Raw genomic sequence first — 18,731 nt, forward strand, 5'->3', positions numbered from 1 at the left:
TCTGTGATGCCCCTGCCCAAAGCTGAACTGCACCTGCACATCGAAGGCACCCTGGAGCCGGAGCTGGCCTTCGAGCTGGCCGCCCGCAACGGTGTCGCCCTGCGTTACCCGGACACCGAGGCCCTGCGCGAGGCGTACCGTTTCGCCGACCTCCAGTCCTTCCTGAACCTGTACTACGAGCTGATGGCGGTGCTGCGCACCGAGCGGGACTTCGAGGACCTCGCCGACGCCTACCTGGCCCGCGCCGCCGCGCAGGGCGTGCGGCACGCGGAGATCTTCTTCGACCCGCAGGCGCACACCGCCCGGGGCGTCCCGCTGGGCACGGTCGTCGAGGGGCTGTGGCGGGCGCTCGGCCGCAGCCGGGAGAACCACGGCGTCTCCACCCGGCTGATCCTGTGCTTCCTGCGCGACCAGCCCGCCGACGCGGCCCTGGAGACGCTGACCGCCGCCCGCCCCTACCTGGACCGCATCACCGGCATCGGTCTGGACTCCGCCGAGGTCGGCCACCCGCCGGCCAAGTTCCGCGAGGTCTACGCCGAGGCCGCGGCCCTCGGTCTGCGCCGGGTCGCGCACGCCGGCGAGGAGGGCCCGCCGGCCTACATCACCGAGGCCCTGGACGTGCTCGGCGTCGAACGCATCGACCACGGCCTGCGCTGCGCCGAGGACCCGGCCCTGGTGGAGCGCCTGGTACGGGACCGCGTCCCGCTCACCCTCTGCCCCCTGTCCAACGTCCGGCTGCGCACCGTCGACACCCTCGCCGACCACCCGCTGCCCGCCCTGCTCGACGCCGGGCTGCTGTGCACGGTCAACTCCGACGACCCGGCCTACTTCGGCGGCTACGCGGGCGACAACTTCGACGCCGTACGGGACACCCTGGGCCTCACCGAGGACCGCCTGCGCGAACTGGCCCGCAACTCCTTCCTCGCCTCCTTCCTGGAGGACGACGAGGAGCTGCGGGCCACGTACCTCGCCGAGGTGGAGGCGTACGTCTTCTCCTAGCTCACCCGGCCGAGGGGCCCTGCTGGTGGGGTCCCGCCGTGCCGTAGGCCCGCCGGACGGGAACGGCCGCGCCGTCCACCGGGATCTCCACGACCGGCTGCTCCGGCGCCCCGACCTCCGGCACCGCCCCGCTCGGCGTGCCGGTGGTCGCGGCGACCACGGCGGCCGCGTGACCGCCGCGCCGGCGGACCGCGCCGGGCAGCAGCGGACGCCCGCCGGTGTGCAGGGCCACGGCCGTCATCGGCACGGCGATCAGCAGCAGCCCGGCGCCGAGGACCACGCCCATGCCGGCGAACCCGGCCTGCGCGGCCAGCACACTGCCGGTCAGCGGCCCGGCCGAGGTGCCCAGCGAGGACGCCGACCCGATGAGCACCGCCCACCGGCCGCGCGGGTCGAGCGAGGCGGCGAGGCCGATCAGGTAGGACAGCACCACCGGGTAGAGGGTGTTCCAGACGATCTCCCCGGCAGTGAAGGAGACGGGCCCGGTCGCGGACGCGGTCAGCGCGATGCACCCGGCGATCAGCACCGTCCCGGCGCCCACCGGCACCGCGCGCCCCAGCCGGGCGCCGAGCGCCCCGGCGGTCAGCACCCCGACCAGTCCCGCGCCCAGCGCCGCCGCGAGGACCGCGCCGAGCGCGGCCTCGCCGAGGTGCGCCTGTTCCAGGCCGATCCGGCTGCTCACGCCCCACAGGGAGTTCTGCGCGAGCGACCAGCACACCATCGCGCCGGCGAGGACCAGTCCGGAGCGGCGGCGGGGGAGCGGGGCCCGCTCGTGACCGGCCGTCACGTCCCGGGTCGGGCCGGGCAGTCGGCCGGTCAGCGGCCACACGGCCAGCGCGGTCAGCGCTATGGCGGCCAGCGGCAGCCCGTGCCCGGACCCGAGGTGCGGGACGGTCAGGTAGACGGCGGCGGCCAGCGCGGAGACGGACAACAGGCCGAGCGTGGACGCCCGGTGGGGGTCCTTCTCCGCGGCGATCCGGGTGGCGGCGACCGTCGTCGCCGTACCCGACCCGAACCCGCCCACGACCGCGCCGGCCACGACGGCCGGTACGGAGGCGGTGAGCGCGGCGGCGCCGTAGCCGAGGGCGGCCAGGGCGAGGCCCAGCCGGGCCAGGGTCCGGGCGCCGGCCCGCTCCACGCGGGAGGCGAGCAGGAATCCGGCCGACGCCGAGCTGAGCAGCAGCGCGCTGCCGACGGCACCGGCCTGGGTGGCGGTCAGGGGGAGCCCGGCGTCCAGTCTGCCGACGGTGGTGGGCAGCAGGTACGGGGCGAGGTACCCGGCCGTGAAAAGGGCGACGAGGGGCCAGGGGGTGGTGCGGGCGAACACGGGCGTTCCCAAGGCATGCGAAAGGAAGCGGTCAGGGAAGTGCAAAGAAAGGAGAGACTGCGACCTTTGATTGACAGGCGCGCGGGCAATTTGTATCAAGCGCGGGCAGGCGCGAGCGAAACCAGATGATGTGATCTAGGTCACTGTATGGTTTGCATACCGGGAAGCCGGGTAGCAGTGGGCGCTGCCACCGGTCGACCGACCCGTTCCCGCCCGGAACGGATGCCTCCACTTTCGCCCGGATCTCCCGCGTCACCGCGACGATCCGCCGCTCGTGCGCGGGCGTCAGCCGGGCCACCGGTGCCGGGCAACTGATCGCGTCCTGGACGGGGTTGTCGTAGCGCGGCGCAACGCCGACGATGCCGGGGACGCCGGCGCGGCCTCGGCGGTCACCGCGCCCGCGTCACAGGAGAGGAAGCCAGGTCCCGGCCGACGCACCCGGCATCCAGCGGTCGACGGAACCCCGGACACCACCAGGGGTCGACCGGCGCCCGCCCTGCACCTCGCGCGGTACGCGCACCGATCCGCCCCGGACCGCCCCGGCGCCCGGCGCGACGGCCGACGCACTGTCGGTGCCGTGGTGCACACTGGCCTGCATCCGCACCACGTCAGGGAGCGCTCACGTGACCGCGTCCATCGCGCCCTTCGGAGAGGGGCATCACCGGCACCCGGGTGCCGGCCCGTCGGCCGACCCGCTGGCCGCCCTGCGCGCCCCCGGCGACCCGCCCGTCGACGTCTACCTCACCGGCACCGTCTTCCTCGACATCATCTTCACCGGCCTCGACTCCGCCCCGGTGCGCGGCACCGAGTCCTGGGCCCGCGGGATGGGTTCGAGTCCCGGCGGCGTCGCCAACATGGCCACCGCCCTGGCCCGCCTCGGCCTGCGCACCTCGCTCGCCGCGGCCTTCGGCGACGACCACTACGGCGACTACTGCTGGGACGCCCTCGAACAGGGCGAGGGCATCGACCTGACCCCCTCCCGCACCGTCCCCGGCTGGCACTCCCCGGTCACGGTCTCCATGGCGTACGAGGGCGAACGCACGATGGTCTCCCACGGCCACGAGGCCCCCGCCGAGGAACAGCCCGCCCCCGGCTGCCCCCCACGCGCGCGCGGCGCCGTCGCCTCCCTCGCCCCCGGCGTCCGCGCCCCCTGGATCGCCCGGGCCGCCGCGCACGGCACCCGCGTCTTCGCCGACGTCGGCTGGGACGACACCGGCGCCTGGGACCTGGCCGCCCTGCCCGACCTGGCGCACTGCGAGGCGTTCCTGCCCAATGCCGAGGAGGCGATGCGCTACACCGGCACCGACTGCCCGCGCGCCGCCGCCCACGCCCTCACCGAGCACGTACCGCTGGCCGTCGTCACCCTCGGCGCAGAGGGCGCCTACGCGGTGGACCGGCGCACGGGGGAGACCGCCGAGGTCCCCGCCATCGCCGTGGAGGCCCTCGACCCGACCGGCGCCGGGGACGTCTTCGTCGCCGGGTTCGTCACCGGCACCCTGGCCGGCTGGCCGCTCGCCGACCGCCTCGCCTTCGCCGGGCTGACCGCCGCCCTCTCCGTCCAGGAGTTCGGCGGCTCCCTGTCCGCGCCCGGCTGGTCCGAGGTCGGCGCCTGGTGGCGCGAGGTCCAGTCCGTCGACGACCAGGACCCGGCGGCCCTGTCCCGGTACGCCTTCCTGGCCGACCTCGTGCCCGACGGCGGCCCCTGCCACGCGGCCCGCCCGTGGCCGCTGCGCCGCGCGGTCCCCACGATCGGCTTCCGCCGACCGCAGTGAGCGACTGCGCTGAGCGGCCCGGAGCGAGCGAACCGTAGCGGCCCGGAGCGGGCGGACCGCGGTGATACGAAAACTCCTACGGTGTTGTCAGTCCACCGTCGTACCCTGGAACACGCGAGGCCGCCCTCAGCGTGCGGCCATGACGAGGAGGAACCGCAGGCCTTGAGCGCCGGCCCATGACTCAGACACCCACAGCTCACACCCCCGCGCAGCGGCAGGCGAGTGCACGGTTCACCGTCCCCGCCCAGCACCCCATGGTGACCGTCCTGGGGTCCGGAGACTCCCTGCTGCGCGTGATCGAGAAGGCATTCCCGGCGGCCGACATCCACGTCCGGGGCAACGAGATCAGCGCGACCGGCGACGTTGCGGACGTCGCCCTCATTCAGCGCGTGTTCGACGAGATGATGCTGGTGCTCCGCACCGGGCAGCCGATGACGGAGGACGCAGTGGAACGCTCGATCGCCATGCTCAAGGCGAGCGAGAACGGGGAGAGCGACGGCCAGGAGACCCCGGCCGAGGTGCTCACGCAGAACATCCTGTCCTCGCGAGGCCGCACCATCCGCCCCAAGACGCTCAACCAGAAGCGGTACGTCGACGCCATCGACAAGCACACCATCGTCTTCGGCATCGGCCCCGCCGGCACCGGCAAGACCTACCTGGCCATGGCCAAGGCCGTCCAGGCCCTCCAGTCCAAGCAGGTCAACCGCATCATCCTGACCCGCCCCGCGGTCGAGGCCGGCGAGCGCCTGGGCTTCCTGCCCGGCACCCTCTACGAGAAGATCGACCCCTACCTGCGCCCGCTCTACGACGCCCTGCACGACATGATCGACCCGGACTCGATCCCCCGGCTGATGGCGGCCGGCACGATCGAGGTGGCGCCGCTGGCATACATGCGCGGTCGTGCACAGCCGACCTTCACAAAGGTTCTGACACCGGATGGCTGGCGCCCCATCGGCGACCTCCAGGTGGGTGACCTGGTCGTCGGCTCCGACGGCAAGCCCACTCCGGTCCTTGGTGTCTATCCGCAGGGCGAGAAGGACATCTACCGAGTCAGTGCCCAGGACGGCTCCTGGACCTTGTGCTGCGGCGAACACTTGTGGACGGTCCGCACGGCGGCCGACAAGCGCCGCGACAAGCCCTGGCACGTCCTGGAGACGCAAGAGATGATCGGCAACCTGCGCGCGGCACACGCACGCCGGTACGAGCTGCCCCTCCTCACAGCACCGGTCCAGCTTCCCGAACGTGATGTTCCCATGGACCCGTACGCCCTGGGACTGCTGCTGGGTGACGGCTGTCTGACCGGATCCACCACCCCGTCGTTCGCGACAGAAGACCCTGAGCTGGCGCAGGCTCTCGAAGCGGCGATCCCTGGTATCAGGGCACGCCACCGAGGCGGACCCGACTACGCCCTCAACCGGATCAAGTCGCCGGGTGACGTGGTCACCCTGGAGAACCCGGTCACGCGGCTTCTTCGTGACCTGGAGCTCCTGCGCCTCCGCTCCCACACCAAGTACGTGCCGGACGACTATCTCGAGAACTCCGCCGAAGTCCGACTGGCCGTGCTCCAGGGCCTGCTCGACTCCGATGGAGGACCGGTCACTCAGACGGACCGCACCTGCCGCATCCAATACACGACGACCTCGGTTCTCCTGCGCGACGACGTGATCGCGCTGGTGAGGTCACTGGGCGGGGTCGCGTACACCCGCCGCAGGGCTGCCGAGGGCCGTAAGCCCGGTCTCGCGAGGGGCCGGGAGGTCGCCTACCGGCACGACGCCCACATCATCGACATCCGTCTCCCCGAGGGCATCGAGCCCTTCCGCCTCGCCCGCAAGCGCGACAAGTACCACGCGGCGGGAGGCGGCGGACGCCCGATGCGCTTCATCGACAGCATCGAGCCCGCGGGCCGGGAGGAGACCGTCTGCATCCAGGTCGCGGCCGAGGACTCGCTGTACGTCACCCAGGACTACCTGCTGACGCACAACACCCTCAACGACGCCTTCATCATCCTGGACGAGGCCCAGAACACCAGCCCCGAGCAGATGAAGATGTTCCTCACCCGCCTCGGCTTCGACTCGAAGATCGTGATCACGGGTGACGTGACCCAGGTCGACCTGCCGGGCGGCACCAAGTCCGGGCTGCGCCAGGTCCAGGACATCCTGGACGGGGTGGACGACGTCCACTTCTCCCGGCTCTCCTCCCAGGACGTCGTCCGGCACAAGCTGGTGGGCCGTATCGTCGACGCCTACGAGAAGTACGACAGCGACCACGGCACCGAGAACGGCGCGCACAAGCCGCGCGCCAAGTCCTCCGGCGCCAAGGGCACCCAGGGGAAGTAGACCAGCACGACCATGTCGATCGACGTCAACAACGAGTCCGGAACCGAGGTCGACGAGCAGGCGATCCTCGACATCGCCCGCTACGCGCTCGCGCGGATGCGCATCCACCCGCTCTCCGAGCTCTCGGTGATCGTCGTGGACGCCGACGCCATGGAGCAGCTCCACATCCAGTGGATGGACCTCCCCGGCCCCACCGATGTCATGTCCTTCCCGATGGACGAGCTGCGTCCGCCGTCCAAGGACGACGACGAGCCGCCGCAGGGCCTGCTCGGCGACATCGTGCTCTGCCCCGAGGTCGCCGAGAAGCAGGGCAAGGAGGCCGAGACGCGGCACACCATGGACGAGGAGCTGCAACTGCTCACCGTCCACGGTGTGCTGCACCTGCTCGGCTACGACCACGAGGAACCGGACGAGAAGGCCGAGATGTTCGGCCTCCAGGCGGCCATCGTGGACGGCTGGCGCGCGGAGAAGGGCCTGACCGGCCCGTCCCCGGCCCCGACCGTCTCATGAGCCTGCCGCTCATCGCCGGCGCCGTCGCCCTGATCGTCGTCGCCTGGCTCGCCGCGAGCGCGGAGGCCGGGCTCGCCCGCGTCTCCAGCTTCCGCGCCGAGGAGGCCGTACGGTCCGGGCGGCGCGGCAGCGCCAAGCTCGCCAAGGTCGCCGCCGACCCCACCCGCTACCTCAACGTGGCGCTGCTGGTCCGCGTCGCCTGCGAGATGGCCGCCGCCGCGCTCGTCACCTACGGCTGCCTCAACGAGTTCAGCAACACCACCGAGGCCCTGCTGATCGCCATCGCCGTGATGGTGCTGGTGTCGTACGTCGCCGTCGGCGTCTCGCCGCGCACCATCGGCCGCCAGCACCCGCTGAACACGGCCACCGCGGCGGCGTACGTCCTGGTCCCGCTGGCCAGGATCATGGGCCCGATCCCGCCCCTGCTCATCCTCATCGGCAACGCCCTCACCCCCGGCAAGGGCTTCCGCCGGGGCCCCTTCGCCTCCGAGGCGGAGCTGCGCGCGCTGGTCGACCTCGCCGAGAAGGAGTCGCTCATCGAGGCCGAGGAGCGCCGCATGGTGCACTCCGTCTTCGAGCTGGGCGACACCCTGGTACGGGAGGTCATGGTCCCGCGCACCGACCTCGTCGTCATCGAGCGCTACAAGACCATCCGCCAGGCCCTCACCCTCGCCCTGCGCTCCGGTTTCTCCCGGATACCGGTCACCGGCGACAGCGAGGACGACATCGTCGGCATCGTGTACCTGAAGGACCTGGCCCGCAAGACGCACATCAGCCGGGACGCCGAGAGCGAGCTGGTGTCGACGGCGATGCGCCCCGCGTACTTCGTGCCCGACACCAAGAACGCCGGCGACCTGCTGCGCGACATGCAGAAGGACCGCAACCACGTCGCCGTCGTCATCGACGAGTACGGCGGCACCGCCGGCATCGTCACCATCGAGGACATCCTGGAGGAGATCGTCGGCGAGATCACCGACGAGTACGACCGCGAACTCCCGCCGGTCCAGGACCTCGGCGAGGACCGCTACCGGGTCACCGCCCGCCTCGACATCGGCGACCTGGGCGAGCTGTACGGCCTGGAGGCGTTCGACGACGAGGACGTGGAGACCGTCGGCGGCCTGCTCGCCAAGTCCCTGGGCCGGGTGCCGATCGCCGGGGCGTCGGCCCCGGTCGACCTGCCCGACGGCCGGACCCTGCGCCTGACGGCGGAGGCCGCCGCAGGCCGCCGCAACAAGATCGTGACGGTCCTGGCGGAGCCGGAATGAACCCACGGGACCTGCGCGCGTTCTGCCTCTCCTTCGGCGCGGCCGTGGAGGACTTCCCCTTCGGCCCCGAGTTCTCCGTCTTCAAGGTGCTGGGCAAGATGTTCGCCCTGACGGCCCTGGACGCGCGCCCGCTCACCGTCAACCTCAAGTGCGACCCGGACGACGCGGTCCGCCTGCGCCGCGAGCACCCGGACCTGATCGTCCCCGGCTGGCACATGAACAAACGGCACTGGAACACGGTCACGGCCGACGGCGACCTCCCGGACCGCCTGGTCCGGGAGCTGGTCGAGGACTCCTACGACCTGGTCGTCGCCGGCCTGCCGCGCGCCGACCGCCTCCGCCTCGACCGCCCCTGAGCCCGCACACCGTCTCTCCGGAAGGACTGGTCATGACGCTCGGCATGGTGCTCGGCGACTCCCCCTCCCGCGCTTCGACGCAGGAGCGGTAGCCCGGCCCGCCCCGACCGACCCGCCCGTGCCGCGCACGGGCCGGCTGCCCCTGCCCCTGCTCCTCGTCGAAGTGCTCTTCGCGCCCCCGCACGTCCACTCACGAGGAGTACGTGGTGAACACCATCCACTGGACCGAGACGAACACCCCCCGCTCCGCCCGCTGGCACTCCGAGAGCGCCGCACCGCCTCCGGCCCGCGTCATCGGCGCCGACGACCGCCTGAACGCCGCCACGGCCCACCGGCTGGCCTGTGAAGGCACCGCCCTGCTGTGGCGGGGCGACTTCCCCGGCGCACGGCAACTGCTGCGGGCGATGGGCCGCCGCGTCGACCGGAAACCTCCCCGGCCGGGGGAGAACCCCGCCGACTCCTTCCACCAGTACCGCAGGGCCCGCGGCCACCGCGCCCGCGTGCTGGGCAGGCTCCTCGTCCTGCTGGGGGACGACTACCGCCTGGACCTGCGCCGGGCCCCCGACGTACGCCGGGCCTGCGCCGAGGCGTACGGCCCGCCGTCCGGGCCGATGGCCGTCTCCCTCACCGAACTGCTCGGCGTCATCGGAGCCCACCAGTGGCGCACGAAGGGCGTGGAGGTACCGGCCCTCGGCGCCCGCGTCCATCCGCACTACGGCGTCTTCTCCCCGGTCAGGGGCGAGTACGTCGACCTCGTCGCCCAGGCACCCCTGCCCGCGCCGGCACCGGGCCGTCGCGCGGGCCGCCGTACCGCGTTCGACCTCGGTACGGGGACGGGAGTGCTCGCCGCCGTCCTGGCCCGCCGGGGCATCGACCGGGTCGTCGCCACCGACAGCAGCCCGCGCGCCCTGGCCTGCGCCCGCGACAACGTCCGCCGGCTGGGCCTCACCGGGCGCGTCGACGTCGTGGGTCCCGCCCTGTTCCCCGACGGACGCGCCGACCTCGTCGTCTGCAACCCGCCCTGGCTCCCCGCCCGGCCCACCTCCGCCCTGGAGCAGGGCGTCTACGACCCCGGCGGCGGCATGCTCCGCGACGTCCTGGACGGCCTCGCCGGCCACCTCGCACCGGGCGGCGAGGGCTGGCTGATCCTGTCGGACCTCGCCGAGCGCCTCGGGCTCCGTACCCGCGCCGAACTCCTGGCCCGCATCGAGGCGGCGGGCCTGCGCGTGCTGGACCGGACCGACATCCGGCCCCGGCACCCACGGGCGAGGGACACCGCCGATCCCCTCCACGCGGCCAGGGCCGGAGAGGTCACCTCCCTGTGGCGTCTCACCGGCGACGGACGCTTTCGTATGCTCACCCCATGACCGACAGCAGCGCGCTCGCCCCCCTCGCCCCCGAGGACCAGAAGATCGTCACCCTGGCCCGTTCCGCCCGGGCCCGCAACCAGGTGCCCGAGGGCGCCGCCGTGCGCGACGAGACCGGCCGTACGTACGTGGCCGGCACCGTCGCCCTGGACTCCCTGAACCTCAGCGCGCTGCGCACGGCGGTGGCGATGGCGGTGGCCTCCGGCGCGACCTCGCTGGAGGCGGCGGCCGTGGTGACCGGCGCCGGCGCTGTCTCCGACGAGGACCGGGCGGCCGTACGGGACCTGGGCGGCCCCGGGACGCCGGTACTGGTGGCCGGACCCGACGGCGAGGTCCGGGAGACGCTCACCGCGGGCTGAGCCCCGCGGGCGCCGGGCCCCGGACGCCCGCGTTCCGCGCGGGTGCCGGGGCACTGGTGCGGCGGGGCCCTGTGGATCAGGGACAATGGGCGCCATGAGCGTTCGCAGTCAGTCATCCGAGCCGTCGGAAACGTCCGAGGCCGCACACCGGGCGGGCTTCGCCTGTTTCGTGGGCCGCCCCAACGCGGGCAAGTCCACCCTCACGAACGCTCTGGTCGGGCAGAAGGTGGCGATCACCTCCAACCGCCCGCAGACGACCCGGCACACCGTGCGGGGCATCGTGCACCGGCCGGACGCCCAGCTGATCCTGGTCGACACCCCGGGCCTGCACAAGCCGCGCACCCTCCTCGGCGAGCGGCTCAACGACGTGGTGCGCACCACGTGGGCCGAGGTCGACGTGATCGGCTTCTGTCTGCCCGCCAACGAGAAGCTCGGCCCCGGCGACCGCTTCATCGCCAAGGAACTCGCCGGGATCAAGAAGACCCCGAAGGTCGCCGTCGTCACCAAGACCGACCTGGTGGACGGCAAGACCCTCGCCGAGCAGCTCATCGCCGTCGACCAGCTCGGCCAGGAGCTGGGCATCACCTGGGCCGAGATCGTCCCGGTGTCGGCCACCGGCGACAAGCAGGTCGACCTGCTCGCCGACCTCCTCGTCCCGCTCCTGCCCGAGGGCCCCGCGCTCTACCCCGAGGGCGACCTCACCGACGAGCCCGAGCAGGTCATGGTCGCCGAGCTGATCCGGGAGGCCGCGCTGGAGGGCGTACGCGACGAGCTGCCGCACTCCATCGCCGTGGTGGTGGAGGAGATGCTGCCCCGCGAGGACCGCCCCGCCGACAAACCGCTCCTCGACATCCACGCCAACGTGTTCATCGAGCGGCCCAGCCAGAAGGGCATCATCATCGGCCCCAAGGGCAAACGCCTGAAGGACGTCGGCATCAAGTCCCGCAAGCAGATCGAGGCGCTGCTCGGCACCCCCGTCTTCCTCGACCTGCACGTGAAGGTGGCCAAGGACTGGCAGCGCGACCCCAAGCAGCTGCGCCGGCTGGGCTTCTGACTCACGCCTGGGCTTCTGACTCACCCTGGGCTCTCAGCACGTCCCGGAACCAGCCGTACGACGCCTTCGGCGTGCGCCGCTGCGTGGTGAAGTCCACGTGGACCAGCCCGAACCGCCGGGTGTACCCCTCCGCCCACTCGAAGTTGTCCAGCAGCGACCACACGAAGTAGCCGCGTACGTCCACCCCGGCCGCCAGCGCCTCGTGCAGGGCGCGCAGGTGGCCGTCCAGGTAGGCGATGCGGGCCTGGTCGTCGAGGCCGTCGTAGGCGCAGCCGTTCTCGGTGATCAGGACCGGCGGGAGCCGGTCGCCGTAGCGGGCGCGGAACCCGGTGAGCAGTTCCGTCAGGGCCTCGGGGACGACGGGCCAGCCGGAGTCGGTCACCGGGCGGCCCTCGATCCGGCGGACGGAGAAGGGGAGTTCGGCGCCGAACTGGTGCTCCCCGGCGGGGGCGCCCACCCGGGTCGGCGCGTAGTAGTTCACGCCGTAGAAGTCGAGGGGCTCGGCGATCACGGCCAGGTCGGCCGCCACGTCCCCGGGCATCAGCTCGCCGATGCCGTCCGGGTAGCGGCCGAGGAGCAGCGGGTCGGCGAACATCCGGTTGAGCAGGACGTCGTAGAAGCCGGCGGCCTCCCGGTCGGCGGGGTCGTCGGAGGCCGGCCAGGTCGGGCCGTGCGAGTTGGCGATGCCGATGCCGGTGGCGCCCGCCGCGCGCAGCGCCCGTACCGCCAGGCCGTGCGCGAGGAGCTGGTGGTGGACCACCGGCAGCGCGTCGAACAGCAGCCGCTCGCCCGGCGCGTGCACGCCCAGGGCGTGGCCGAGGAGGGTGTGCTCGGCGGGCTCGTTGAGGGTGATCCACGTGCTGATCCGGTCACCGAGCCGGTCCGCGACCCGCGCCGCGTACGCCGCGAACCGGGCCGCCGTGTCCCGCTCCCGCCAGTCGAGGCCGAGCGGCAGGTCCCAGTGGAAGAGGGTCGGCACCGGACGGACGCCCGCCGCGCACAGCTCGTCGGTCAGCCGGTCGTAGAAGTCCAGCCCGCCGGGGGAGTTCACCCGCGGCCAGGACACCGAGAAGCGGTACGCGTCCACGCCCAGGCCGGCCAGGAGCGCCACGTCCTCGCGGTAACGGCGGCAGTGGTCGCAGGCCACCGCCGCCGTCGAGCCGTCCCGTACCCGGCCGGGCCGGTCCGTGAAGACGTCCCACACGGACGGCTCGCGCGCCTCGGCGGACCCCTCGATCTGGTGGGCGGAGGTCGACACTCCCCACAGGAAGCCGGCCGGGAACCTGGGCACCGGGTTCGTCGTCACCATGCGCGGATCATCCGCACGGCCCGCGACTCACGTCAACCGCTACGCACCCTCTTTCAACACCCGCCGGACCAGCTCCCGTTGGGCCTCCGTCAGCCGGGGGTCCGCGGCGTGGACCGTCCGGCCGTCCACGGTGATCCGGTAGCCGAACCCGTCCGGGACCCCGGCGGGCGGGGTGGCCCGGGCGCCCTCCAGGGCCCGCGCGGCCAGCGCGTGCCACTCCTGCGCGTCCGGGCGGCCCCGGGTGTCCACCTCCGCGTGGCGTTCGACGCCCGCGAAGCCTCCTGTGCGCGTCACCTGAATCCGCATGGTCCGTGTCTAGTACGCCGGCGCCCGGTACGGAACTACCCGGCCCGTGTCCCGGCCTGGGCGCCCGCCTGGACCCCGACCCGCTCCCAGGCCTTGCCCACCGCGTCCAGCTCCTCCGCGTCGCCGTAGCGTTCGCGGGCCGCCGCCAGGGTCAGCCCGGCGAACTCCTCGAACGTCGCGTCCTGGCCCAGCTCGCCGCCGGTCAGCACGTCGTACCAGACCTGCCCGGCGCGCTCCCACGCCTTGCCGCCGAGCGCCGTGGCGAAGAGGTAGAAGGCGTGGTTGGGGATGCCGGAGTTGATGTGCACGCCGCCGTTGTCCGAGCCGGTGTTGATGTAGCCGTCCATCGTCGCGGGCTGCGGGTCCTTGCCGAGGACGTCGTCGTCGTAGGCCGTGCCCGGCGCCTTCATCGAGCGCAGCGCCACCCCGGTGACGCGCGGGGCGAGCAGGCCGGCGCCGATCAGCCAGTCCGCCTGGTCGGCGGTCTGCCCGAGCGAGTACTGCTTGATGAGGGAGCCGAACACGTCCGACACCGACTCGTTGAGGGCGCCGCTCTGGCCGAAGTAGGTCAGGTTGGCCGTGTACTGGGTGACGCCGTGGACCAGTTCGTGGCCGATGACGTCGAGGGGGATGGTGAAGTCGAGGAAGATCTCGCCGTCGCCGTCGCCGAACACCATCTGCTCGCCGTTCCAGAAGGCGTTGCCGTACTCGCGGTCGTAGTGCACGGTCGCGTCCAGCGGCAGGCCGTTGCCGTCGATGGAGTCGCGGCCGTACGCCTTCAGCAGCACCTCGAAGGTGGCGCCGAGGCCCGCGTAGGCGCGGTTGACGGTGGCGTCCTTGCCGGGGTCGTCGCCCTCGCCGCGCACCTTGGTGCCGGGCAGGTCGGTGCCGTTGCGGGCGTCGTAGATCGTGCGGTGCGGGGTGCCGGCCTCGGCGGTGGCGGGCGCGGCCAGCGCGCGGGCGCCGACCACCGTGGTCAGGCGGCGCTGGGTGCGCTCGTAGGCGTCGCGCTGGAGGGTGCGGCGGGCCGGTCCGGCGAGCACGGGGTCGTCGGCCTGGGCGAGCTTGTCCAGGACGTGCGGTGGGACGATGGTGCAGAAGACGGGCTCGAAGCCCCCGTTGGTGTTCATGCCCAGAACCATCGCACTGCGTAGCGCACCTGTCACTAGCGGCAACCATGATTGGTGAAATGGGCCGTCGCCGGGCGACCCTGACGCCCCTGAAGTGGTATGCGGCACTTTTTGTCCCGGTTCTCCCACGGGTCCCGCATACTGATACGGACCCGCGTATCCGGCACGGCTGGGCTAGGCTGCACAGCACCATGCGTTTCGGGCTGCTTCTCCTTAGCTGCCGCGGCGAGGGCCTGTAGTCGAGGCCGACTCCCTCCCCGCGGAGCTTCTGCGTTGCCGTCGGCCGTCCTTCCGGACTCGCGGACACCGCGGACACATCGAGGAGCCCACGCCACCATGGTCAACCGCCAGCAGCCCAGTTCCATGCCGATCCAGAAGTACCGCGGCTACGAGCAGGTCGACATCGCCGACCGCACCTGGCCGAACCAGCGGATCACCACCGCCCCCCGCTGGCTCTCCACCGACCTGCGCGACGGCAACCAGGCCCTGATCGACCCCATGTCGCCCGCCCGCAAGCGCGCGATGTTCGACCTGCTGGTCACGATGGGCTACAAGGAGATCGAGGTCGGCTTCCCGGCCTCCGGCCAGACCGACTACGACTTCGTCCGCTCCATCATCGAGGACCCGGACGCCATCCCCGACGACGTCACCATCTCCGTACTGACCCAGGCCCGCGAGGACCTGATCGAGCGGACCGTGGAGTCGCTGAAGGGCGCCAAGCGGGCCACCGTCCACCTGTACAACGCCACCGCGCCGGTCTTCCGCCGGGTCGTCTTCCGCGGCTCCAGGGACGACATCAAGCAGATCGCCGTCGACGGCACGCGGCTGGTCATGGAGTACGCGGAGAAGCTGCTGGGCCCGGAGACGGTCTTCGGCTACCAGTACAGCCCGGAGATCTTCACCGACACCGAGCTGGACTTCGCCCTGGAGGTCTGCGAGGCGGTGATGGACGTCTACCAGCCCGGCCCGGACCGCGAGATCATCCTCAACCTGCCCGCGACCGTGGAGCGTTCGACGCCGTCCACGCACGCGGACCGCTTCGAGTGGATGCACCGCAACCTGTCCCGCCGCGAGCACGTGGTGCTCTCCGTCCACCCGCACAACGACCGCGGTACGGCGGTGGCGGCGGCCGAGCTGGCCCTGATGGCCGGCGCCGACCGCGTCGAGGGCTGCCTGTTCGGCCAGGGCGAGCGCACCGGCAACGTCGACCTGGTCACCCTGGGCATGAACCTGTTCTCCCAGGGCGTCGACCCGCAGATCGACTTCTCCGACATCGACGAGATCCGTCGTACGTGGGAGTACTGCAACCAGATGGAGGTCCACCCGCGCCACCCGTATGTGGGCGACCTGGTCTACACGTCCTTCTCCGGCTCCCACCAGGACGCCATCAAGAAGGGCTTCGACGCGATGGAGGCCGACGCGGCGGCTCGCGGGGTCACGGTCGACGACCTCGAATGGGCCGTGCCCTACCTGCCGATCGACCCCAAGGACGTCGGCCGGTCCTACGAGGCGGTCATCCGGGTCAACTCGCAGTCCGGCAAGGGCGGGATCGCCTACGTCCTGAAGAACGACCACAAGCTGGACCTGCCGCGCCGGATGCAGATCGAGTTCTCGAAGATCATCCAGGCGAAGACGGACGCCGAGGGCGGCGAGATCACCCCGGCGGCGATCTGGGAGGTCTTCCAGGACGAGTACCTGCCCAACCCGGACAACGCCTGGGGGCGCATCCAGGTCCGCACCGGCCAGACGACCACCGACCGGGACGGCGTGGACACCCTCACCGTGGAGGCCACGGTCGACGGCGCCGACACCGTGCTGACCGGCTCGGGCAACGGTCCGATCTCGGCCTTCTTCGACGCCCTCCAGGCCGTCGGCATCGACGTACGCCTGCTGGACTACCAGGAGCACACGATGAGCGAGGGCGCCTCCGCGCAGGCCGCCTCGTACATCGAGTGCGCCATCGACGGCAAGGTCCTGTGGGGGATCGGAATCGACGCGAACACGACGCGCGCCTCGCTGAAGGCGGTCGTCTCCGCCGTCAACCGGGCGGCCCGCTGACCAGCCGAACCAGTGGTCCGCCGCCCCGTCTCCCCGCCGCGCGGGAGGCGGGGCGGCGTCGGGTACCGGCCATCTACGTGTGCAGGTCACGGAAAGGTCTCGTACGGGGTACTGACTCCGCGTCGGCGATGTGGCTAACATCACGCCAGTACGGCGATGTTGCCGTGCGGTTACGGAGGTGCGACGTGCTGCCTGGACGGGGACGGAACGGCCGAGCTGCCCGGCCGCCGCGCATCCTGGGGACCCGCACCGCGTGGACAGCCGTCGGCGACGGCGAGTTCTTCTGCCCCGCCTGCGGAGGGGACCGCAACTACCGGCGCCTCACCGGCCGCCGCCGGCTCGCCCTGCTCGGGGTGCCGGTGCTGCCCCGCGGGGACACCGGCCCGGTCGTCGAGTGCGCCGCCTGCCGGCGCCACTTCGGCACCGACGTCCTCGACCACCCCACCACCACCCGCTTCTCCGCGATGCTCCGCGACGCCGTGCACACCGTCGCCCTCGCGGTGCTGGCCGCGGGCGGCACCTGCTCCCGTACGGCGCTGGCGGCGGCGGCCGGGGCGGTGCGCGCGGCGGGCTTCGAGGACTGCACCGAGGAGCGGCTGGAGGCGCTGGTCGAGGCGCTCGCGGCGGACACCGGGCGGATCCGGGGCGGACCCTGCGGGCCCGGCCTCGCCATAGAGCTGCACGAGGCGCTGGACCCGCTGGCCCCGCACCTCGCCGCCGGCGGCCGTGAGTCGGTCCTCCTCCAGGGCGCCCGCATCGCCCTCGCCGACGGCCCCTACACGCCCGCCGAACGCGACACCCTCGCCACCGTGGGCGCGGCCCTGACCATCTGCGCGGACGACGTGACCCGCCTGCTGGCGGCGGCGGCGCGGACGCCTTCCTGACCACACGCCTCCCGGGCGGCGCGGCTCACTCCCGCGGGACCAGGTCGAGCCGCATCACCCGCCGGTGCATCCCGGGGCCGAAGTAGTCGCGCCGCAGGCCCCTGTCGGGGGGTTCGGGGCGGAAGTCCAGGGAGCGGTAGAGGCGGATCGCGGCGCGGTTGGAGGGCTCCACGGTGAGGCGGACCCGTTCGACGCCGGCGCCGCGCAGCCGTACCAGGATCTCCCGCATCAGCTCCCGGCCCAGCCCGTGCCGCCGCCGGTCCGGGGTCACGCACAGGCCCAGGATCCAGCTGTCCCGGTCCAGCGCCGTCGTGCCGGCCAGGACGTAGCCCCGCAGCCGGCCCCGGCCGTCGTCCAGGACCAGGAAGTGCTCGGCGTACATGTCGTACAGCTGGCGCAGCAGGAAACCGGGGTAGGCGACCTCTTGGAAGACCTCCTCGTCCAGCCGCCGCAATTCGGGCAGGTCGGACTCCCGCGCCGTCCGCAGCGCCAGCGTCCCCGAGCCCGGCGCGGCCCGTGGGTCCGGTACGCGGACGGGTGCCCTGAGCTGCCCGTGGCGATTGAGGAAACGTTCCAGCGGTTCGGCGGTCATGCCACCCCCCGGTCGGGATTCTGCGGACGGAAGTCAACTCGACGGCTGCGCGATTCACCCCTTGAGGGAATGCGGACCCGTGTGGCGGCCCGTGTCGGCTTCTGGCTAGAGTGTGCTGTCAACTGCCGCTGTGCAAGGGCGAGTTCGGGTGTGCGACGGTGCGCCCGACATGCGCCCGGCCGAAGAGGACTGGCGTATTCCGAGCTGGCCGCGCCCTAATGGGTGGCTTACCGTGCGGAAAAAGATGTGCCGTTTTCGTCTGTCGATGTCCCGGGGAGATCACGCGCACGGCACATGGTCGGTCGTAAGACGAATGGAAAGCGGCAGGGTGACTATGGATCGAAACGCCGACGCGCCTTGGTCGAAGTTCGATCCGGAGGCATATGTCGACGTCAATTATCGAACTCCGCTCGACGTCGATCTGCTGATCCTGCGGGCGATGCGCGACCATTTCAGCCGCTGTTTCGGGGGAAACGTCCCGCAATCGGTACAGGGCGTCGACGTCGGCGCCGGTGCGAACATGTATCCGGCGCTGGCCATGCTTCCGTGGTGCGAGAAGATCGTACTGCTCGAATACGCGCAGCCGAACGTGGAGTATCTGGAACGGCAGACCACCGGGGGTGGTCTCGACGCGACGTGGAGCGCGTTCTGGGACGTACTCCTGGAAAATCCGGCCTACCGCGGTGTCGACCCGGCCGGCCGGGTCGCCGAGATCGTGCGCGTCGAGCGCGCGAACCTCTTCGACCTGGGTGGCCGGCAGCGCTACGACCTGGGGACGATGTTCTTCGTCGCCGACTCGATGTCCGAGTGCCCGCAGGAGTTCCGGCGGGGCGTGCGGTGTTTCATGAACACCTTGTCGCCGGGCGCTCCGTTCGCCGCCGCGTTCATGAAGGAATCGGTCGGCTATCAGGTCGGGGACCAGCACTTCCCGGCCTATCGGGTGAACGAGGAGAGGGCCAGGAAGAGCCTCGCTCCGTTCGCCGCGGAACTGGAGATCCACGATCTCCACCAGGTGGTGCGAAAGGGGCACGAGGGAATGCTGCTCGTGCTCGGCCGGCGCAATTCCGTGGTGGCCGTTCCCTAGAACCCCGGGAACGGGGACCATGG

General features: G+C 72.1%; 17 protein-coding genes and 1 pseudogene. 12 read left to right on the forward strand and 6 right to left on the reverse strand.

The genetic code is table 11. The features are described from left to right. Positions 1-6 precede the first annotated feature (6 nt). Positions 7-999 (forward strand): adenosine deaminase, encoded by a 993-nt coding sequence (locus ACIQR3_RS21525; RefSeq protein ID WP_403541187.1) that lies wholly within the window; start codon positions 7-9, stop codon positions 997-999. Between the two features lies 1 nt (position 1,000). On the opposite strand, the gene ACIQR3_RS21530 is transcribed toward ACIQR3_RS21525, so the two are convergent. Continuing rightward, entirely contained in the window at positions 1,001-2,326 is a 1,326-nt protein-coding gene (locus ACIQR3_RS21530) for an MFS transporter (RefSeq protein WP_403541190.1), read from the reverse strand. Positions 2,327-2,522: 196 nt separating this feature from the next. After that, a pseudogene (locus ACIQR3_RS21535) lies at positions 2,523-2,699 on the reverse strand (IclR family transcriptional regulator); the annotation flags it as partial. Between the two features lie 250 nt (positions 2,700-2,949). Between ACIQR3_RS21535 and ACIQR3_RS21540 the strand changes: the two are divergent. The 8 genes from ACIQR3_RS21540 (at position 2,950) to era (ending at position 11,345) form a co-directional block, all read left to right on the forward strand. Further along, complete coding sequence (locus ACIQR3_RS21540) at positions 2,950-4,098, forward strand: carbohydrate kinase family protein (RefSeq protein ID WP_403541192.1); 1,149 nt, start codon at positions 2,950-2,952, stop codon at positions 4,096-4,098. A gap of 176 nt (positions 4,099-4,274) precedes the next feature. Next, positions 4,275-6,434 (forward strand): PhoH family protein, encoded by a 2,160-nt coding sequence (locus ACIQR3_RS21545; RefSeq protein ID WP_403541195.1) that lies wholly within the window; start codon positions 4,275-4,277, stop codon positions 6,432-6,434. A 12-nt stretch (positions 6,435-6,446) separates the two neighbouring features. Then, positions 6,447-6,944, forward strand: a complete 498-nt coding sequence (ybeY, locus tag ACIQR3_RS21550) for an rRNA maturation RNase YbeY (RefSeq protein WP_215169129.1) — start codon at positions 6,447-6,449, stop codon at positions 6,942-6,944. Next, complete coding sequence (locus ACIQR3_RS21555; RefSeq protein WP_403541198.1) at positions 6,941-8,209, forward strand: hemolysin family protein; 1,269 nt, start codon at positions 6,941-6,943, stop codon at positions 8,207-8,209. The genes ybeY and ACIQR3_RS21555 overlap by 4 nt, the downstream gene beginning before the upstream one ends. Then, positions 8,206-8,565 carry an MmcQ/YjbR family DNA-binding protein gene (locus tag ACIQR3_RS21560; RefSeq protein WP_403541200.1) on the forward strand — a complete coding sequence of 120 codons (360 nt, stop codon included), beginning with the start codon at positions 8,206-8,208 and terminating at the stop codon, positions 8,563-8,565. The genes ACIQR3_RS21555 and ACIQR3_RS21560 overlap by 4 nt, the downstream gene beginning before the upstream one ends. Before the next feature lie 206 nt (positions 8,566-8,771). Beyond that, positions 8,772-9,932 carry a methyltransferase gene (locus ACIQR3_RS21565; RefSeq protein ID WP_403541202.1) on the forward strand — a complete coding sequence of 387 codons (1,161 nt, stop codon included), beginning with the start codon at positions 8,772-8,774 and terminating at the stop codon, positions 9,930-9,932. Then, a complete protein-coding gene (locus ACIQR3_RS21570; RefSeq protein ID WP_403541203.1) occupies positions 9,929-10,291 on the forward strand; it encodes a cytidine deaminase in 363 nt (120 codons plus the stop codon). The genes ACIQR3_RS21565 and ACIQR3_RS21570 overlap by 4 nt, the downstream gene beginning before the upstream one ends. Before the next feature lie 94 nt (positions 10,292-10,385). Beyond that, positions 10,386-11,345 carry a GTPase Era gene (era, locus tag ACIQR3_RS21575; protein ID WP_403541205.1) on the forward strand — a complete coding sequence of 320 codons (960 nt, stop codon included), beginning with the start codon at positions 10,386-10,388 and terminating at the stop codon, positions 11,343-11,345. Position 11,346: 1 nt separating this feature from the next. Here the strand turns inward: era and ACIQR3_RS21580 are convergent, their stop codons facing one another. The 3 genes from ACIQR3_RS21580 to ACIQR3_RS21590 are packed head-to-tail and all read right to left on the reverse strand — an operon-like array spanning position 11,347 to position 14,090. Further along, positions 11,347-12,654 carry a GH1 family beta-glucosidase gene (locus tag ACIQR3_RS21580; protein WP_403541206.1) on the reverse strand — a complete coding sequence of 436 codons (1,308 nt, stop codon included), beginning with the start codon at positions 12,652-12,654 and terminating at the stop codon, positions 11,347-11,349. 39 nt (positions 12,655-12,693) lie between these two features. Beyond that, positions 12,694-12,960 (reverse strand): protealysin inhibitor emfourin, encoded by a 267-nt coding sequence (locus ACIQR3_RS21585; RefSeq protein ID WP_403541208.1) that lies wholly within the window; start codon positions 12,958-12,960, stop codon positions 12,694-12,696. A gap of 35 nt (positions 12,961-12,995) precedes the next feature. Continuing rightward, positions 12,996-14,090 (reverse strand): M4 family metallopeptidase, encoded by a 1,095-nt coding sequence (locus ACIQR3_RS21590; protein ID WP_403541209.1) that lies wholly within the window; start codon positions 14,088-14,090, stop codon positions 12,996-12,998. Positions 14,091-14,426: 336 nt separating this feature from the next. Here ACIQR3_RS21590 and leuA point away from each other — a divergent pair, with 336 nt between their 5' ends. Together leuA and ACIQR3_RS21600 are read left to right on the forward strand one after the other, a co-directional pair. After that, complete coding sequence (leuA, locus tag ACIQR3_RS21595) at positions 14,427-16,148, forward strand: 2-isopropylmalate synthase (protein WP_403541212.1); 1,722 nt, start codon at positions 14,427-14,429, stop codon at positions 16,146-16,148. Positions 16,149-16,333: 185 nt separating this feature from the next. Further along, entirely contained in the window at positions 16,334-17,032 is a 699-nt protein-coding gene (locus tag ACIQR3_RS21600) for a TerB family tellurite resistance protein (RefSeq protein ID WP_403541213.1), read from the forward strand. A 25-nt stretch (positions 17,033-17,057) separates the two neighbouring features. Here the strand turns inward: ACIQR3_RS21600 and ACIQR3_RS21605 are convergent, their stop codons facing one another. Then, positions 17,058-17,624, reverse strand: coding sequence for a GNAT family N-acetyltransferase (locus ACIQR3_RS21605; RefSeq protein WP_403541216.1), 567 nt, complete (start codon positions 17,622-17,624; stop codon positions 17,058-17,060). A 334-nt stretch (positions 17,625-17,958) separates the two neighbouring features. On the opposite strand from ACIQR3_RS21605, the gene ACIQR3_RS21610 reads away from it, so the two are divergent. After that, entirely contained in the window at positions 17,959-18,708 is a 750-nt protein-coding gene (locus ACIQR3_RS21610) for an SCO2525 family SAM-dependent methyltransferase (protein ID WP_403541542.1), read from the forward strand. Positions 18,709-18,731: the final 23 nt, after the last annotated feature.

Origin of the sequence: Streptomyces sp. NPDC090994, assembly GCF_044768905.1 — a bacterium.
Lineage (GTDB): Bacteria > Actinomycetota > Actinomycetes > Streptomycetales > Streptomycetaceae > Streptomyces.

Excerpts from the sequence above, each read along its gene's own strand:
- ybeY (WP_215169129.1), top strand. The coding sequence starts at position 6,447 with ATGTCGATCGACGTCAACAACGAGTCCGGAACCGAGGTCGACGAGCAG.
- leuA (WP_403541212.1), top strand. The coding sequence starts at position 14,427 with ATGGTCAACCGCCAGCAGCCCAGTTCCATGCCGATCCAGAAGTACCGC.
- ACIQR3_RS21570 (WP_403541203.1), top strand. The coding sequence starts at position 9,929 with ATGACCGACAGCAGCGCGCTCGCCCCCCTCGCCCCCGAGGACCAGAAG.
- ACIQR3_RS21525 (WP_403541187.1), top strand. The coding sequence starts at position 7 with ATGCCCCTGCCCAAAGCTGAACTGCACCTGCACATCGAAGGCACCCTG.
- ACIQR3_RS21580 (WP_403541206.1), bottom strand. The coding sequence starts at position 12,654 with ATGGTGACGACGAACCCGGTGCCCAGGTTCCCGGCCGGCTTCCTGTGG.
- era (WP_403541205.1), top strand. The coding sequence starts at position 10,386 with ATGAGCGTTCGCAGTCAGTCATCCGAGCCGTCGGAAACGTCCGAGGCC.
- ACIQR3_RS21560 (WP_403541200.1), top strand. The coding sequence starts at position 8,206 with ATGAACCCACGGGACCTGCGCGCGTTCTGCCTCTCCTTCGGCGCGGCC.
- ACIQR3_RS21555 (WP_403541198.1), top strand. The coding sequence starts at position 6,941 with ATGAGCCTGCCGCTCATCGCCGGCGCCGTCGCCCTGATCGTCGTCGCC.
- ACIQR3_RS21610 (WP_403541542.1), top strand. The coding sequence starts at position 17,959 with ATGGATCGAAACGCCGACGCGCCTTGGTCGAAGTTCGATCCGGAGGCA.
- ACIQR3_RS21605 (WP_403541216.1), bottom strand. The coding sequence starts at position 17,624 with ATGACCGCCGAACCGCTGGAACGTTTCCTCAATCGCCACGGGCAGCTC.
- ACIQR3_RS21590 (WP_403541209.1), bottom strand. The coding sequence starts at position 14,090 with ATGAACACCAACGGGGGCTTCGAGCCCGTCTTCTGCACCATCGTCCCA.
- ACIQR3_RS21545 (WP_403541195.1), top strand. The coding sequence starts at position 4,275 with ATGACTCAGACACCCACAGCTCACACCCCCGCGCAGCGGCAGGCGAGT.
- ACIQR3_RS21585 (WP_403541208.1), bottom strand. The coding sequence starts at position 12,960 with ATGCGGATTCAGGTGACGCGCACAGGAGGCTTCGCGGGCGTCGAACGC.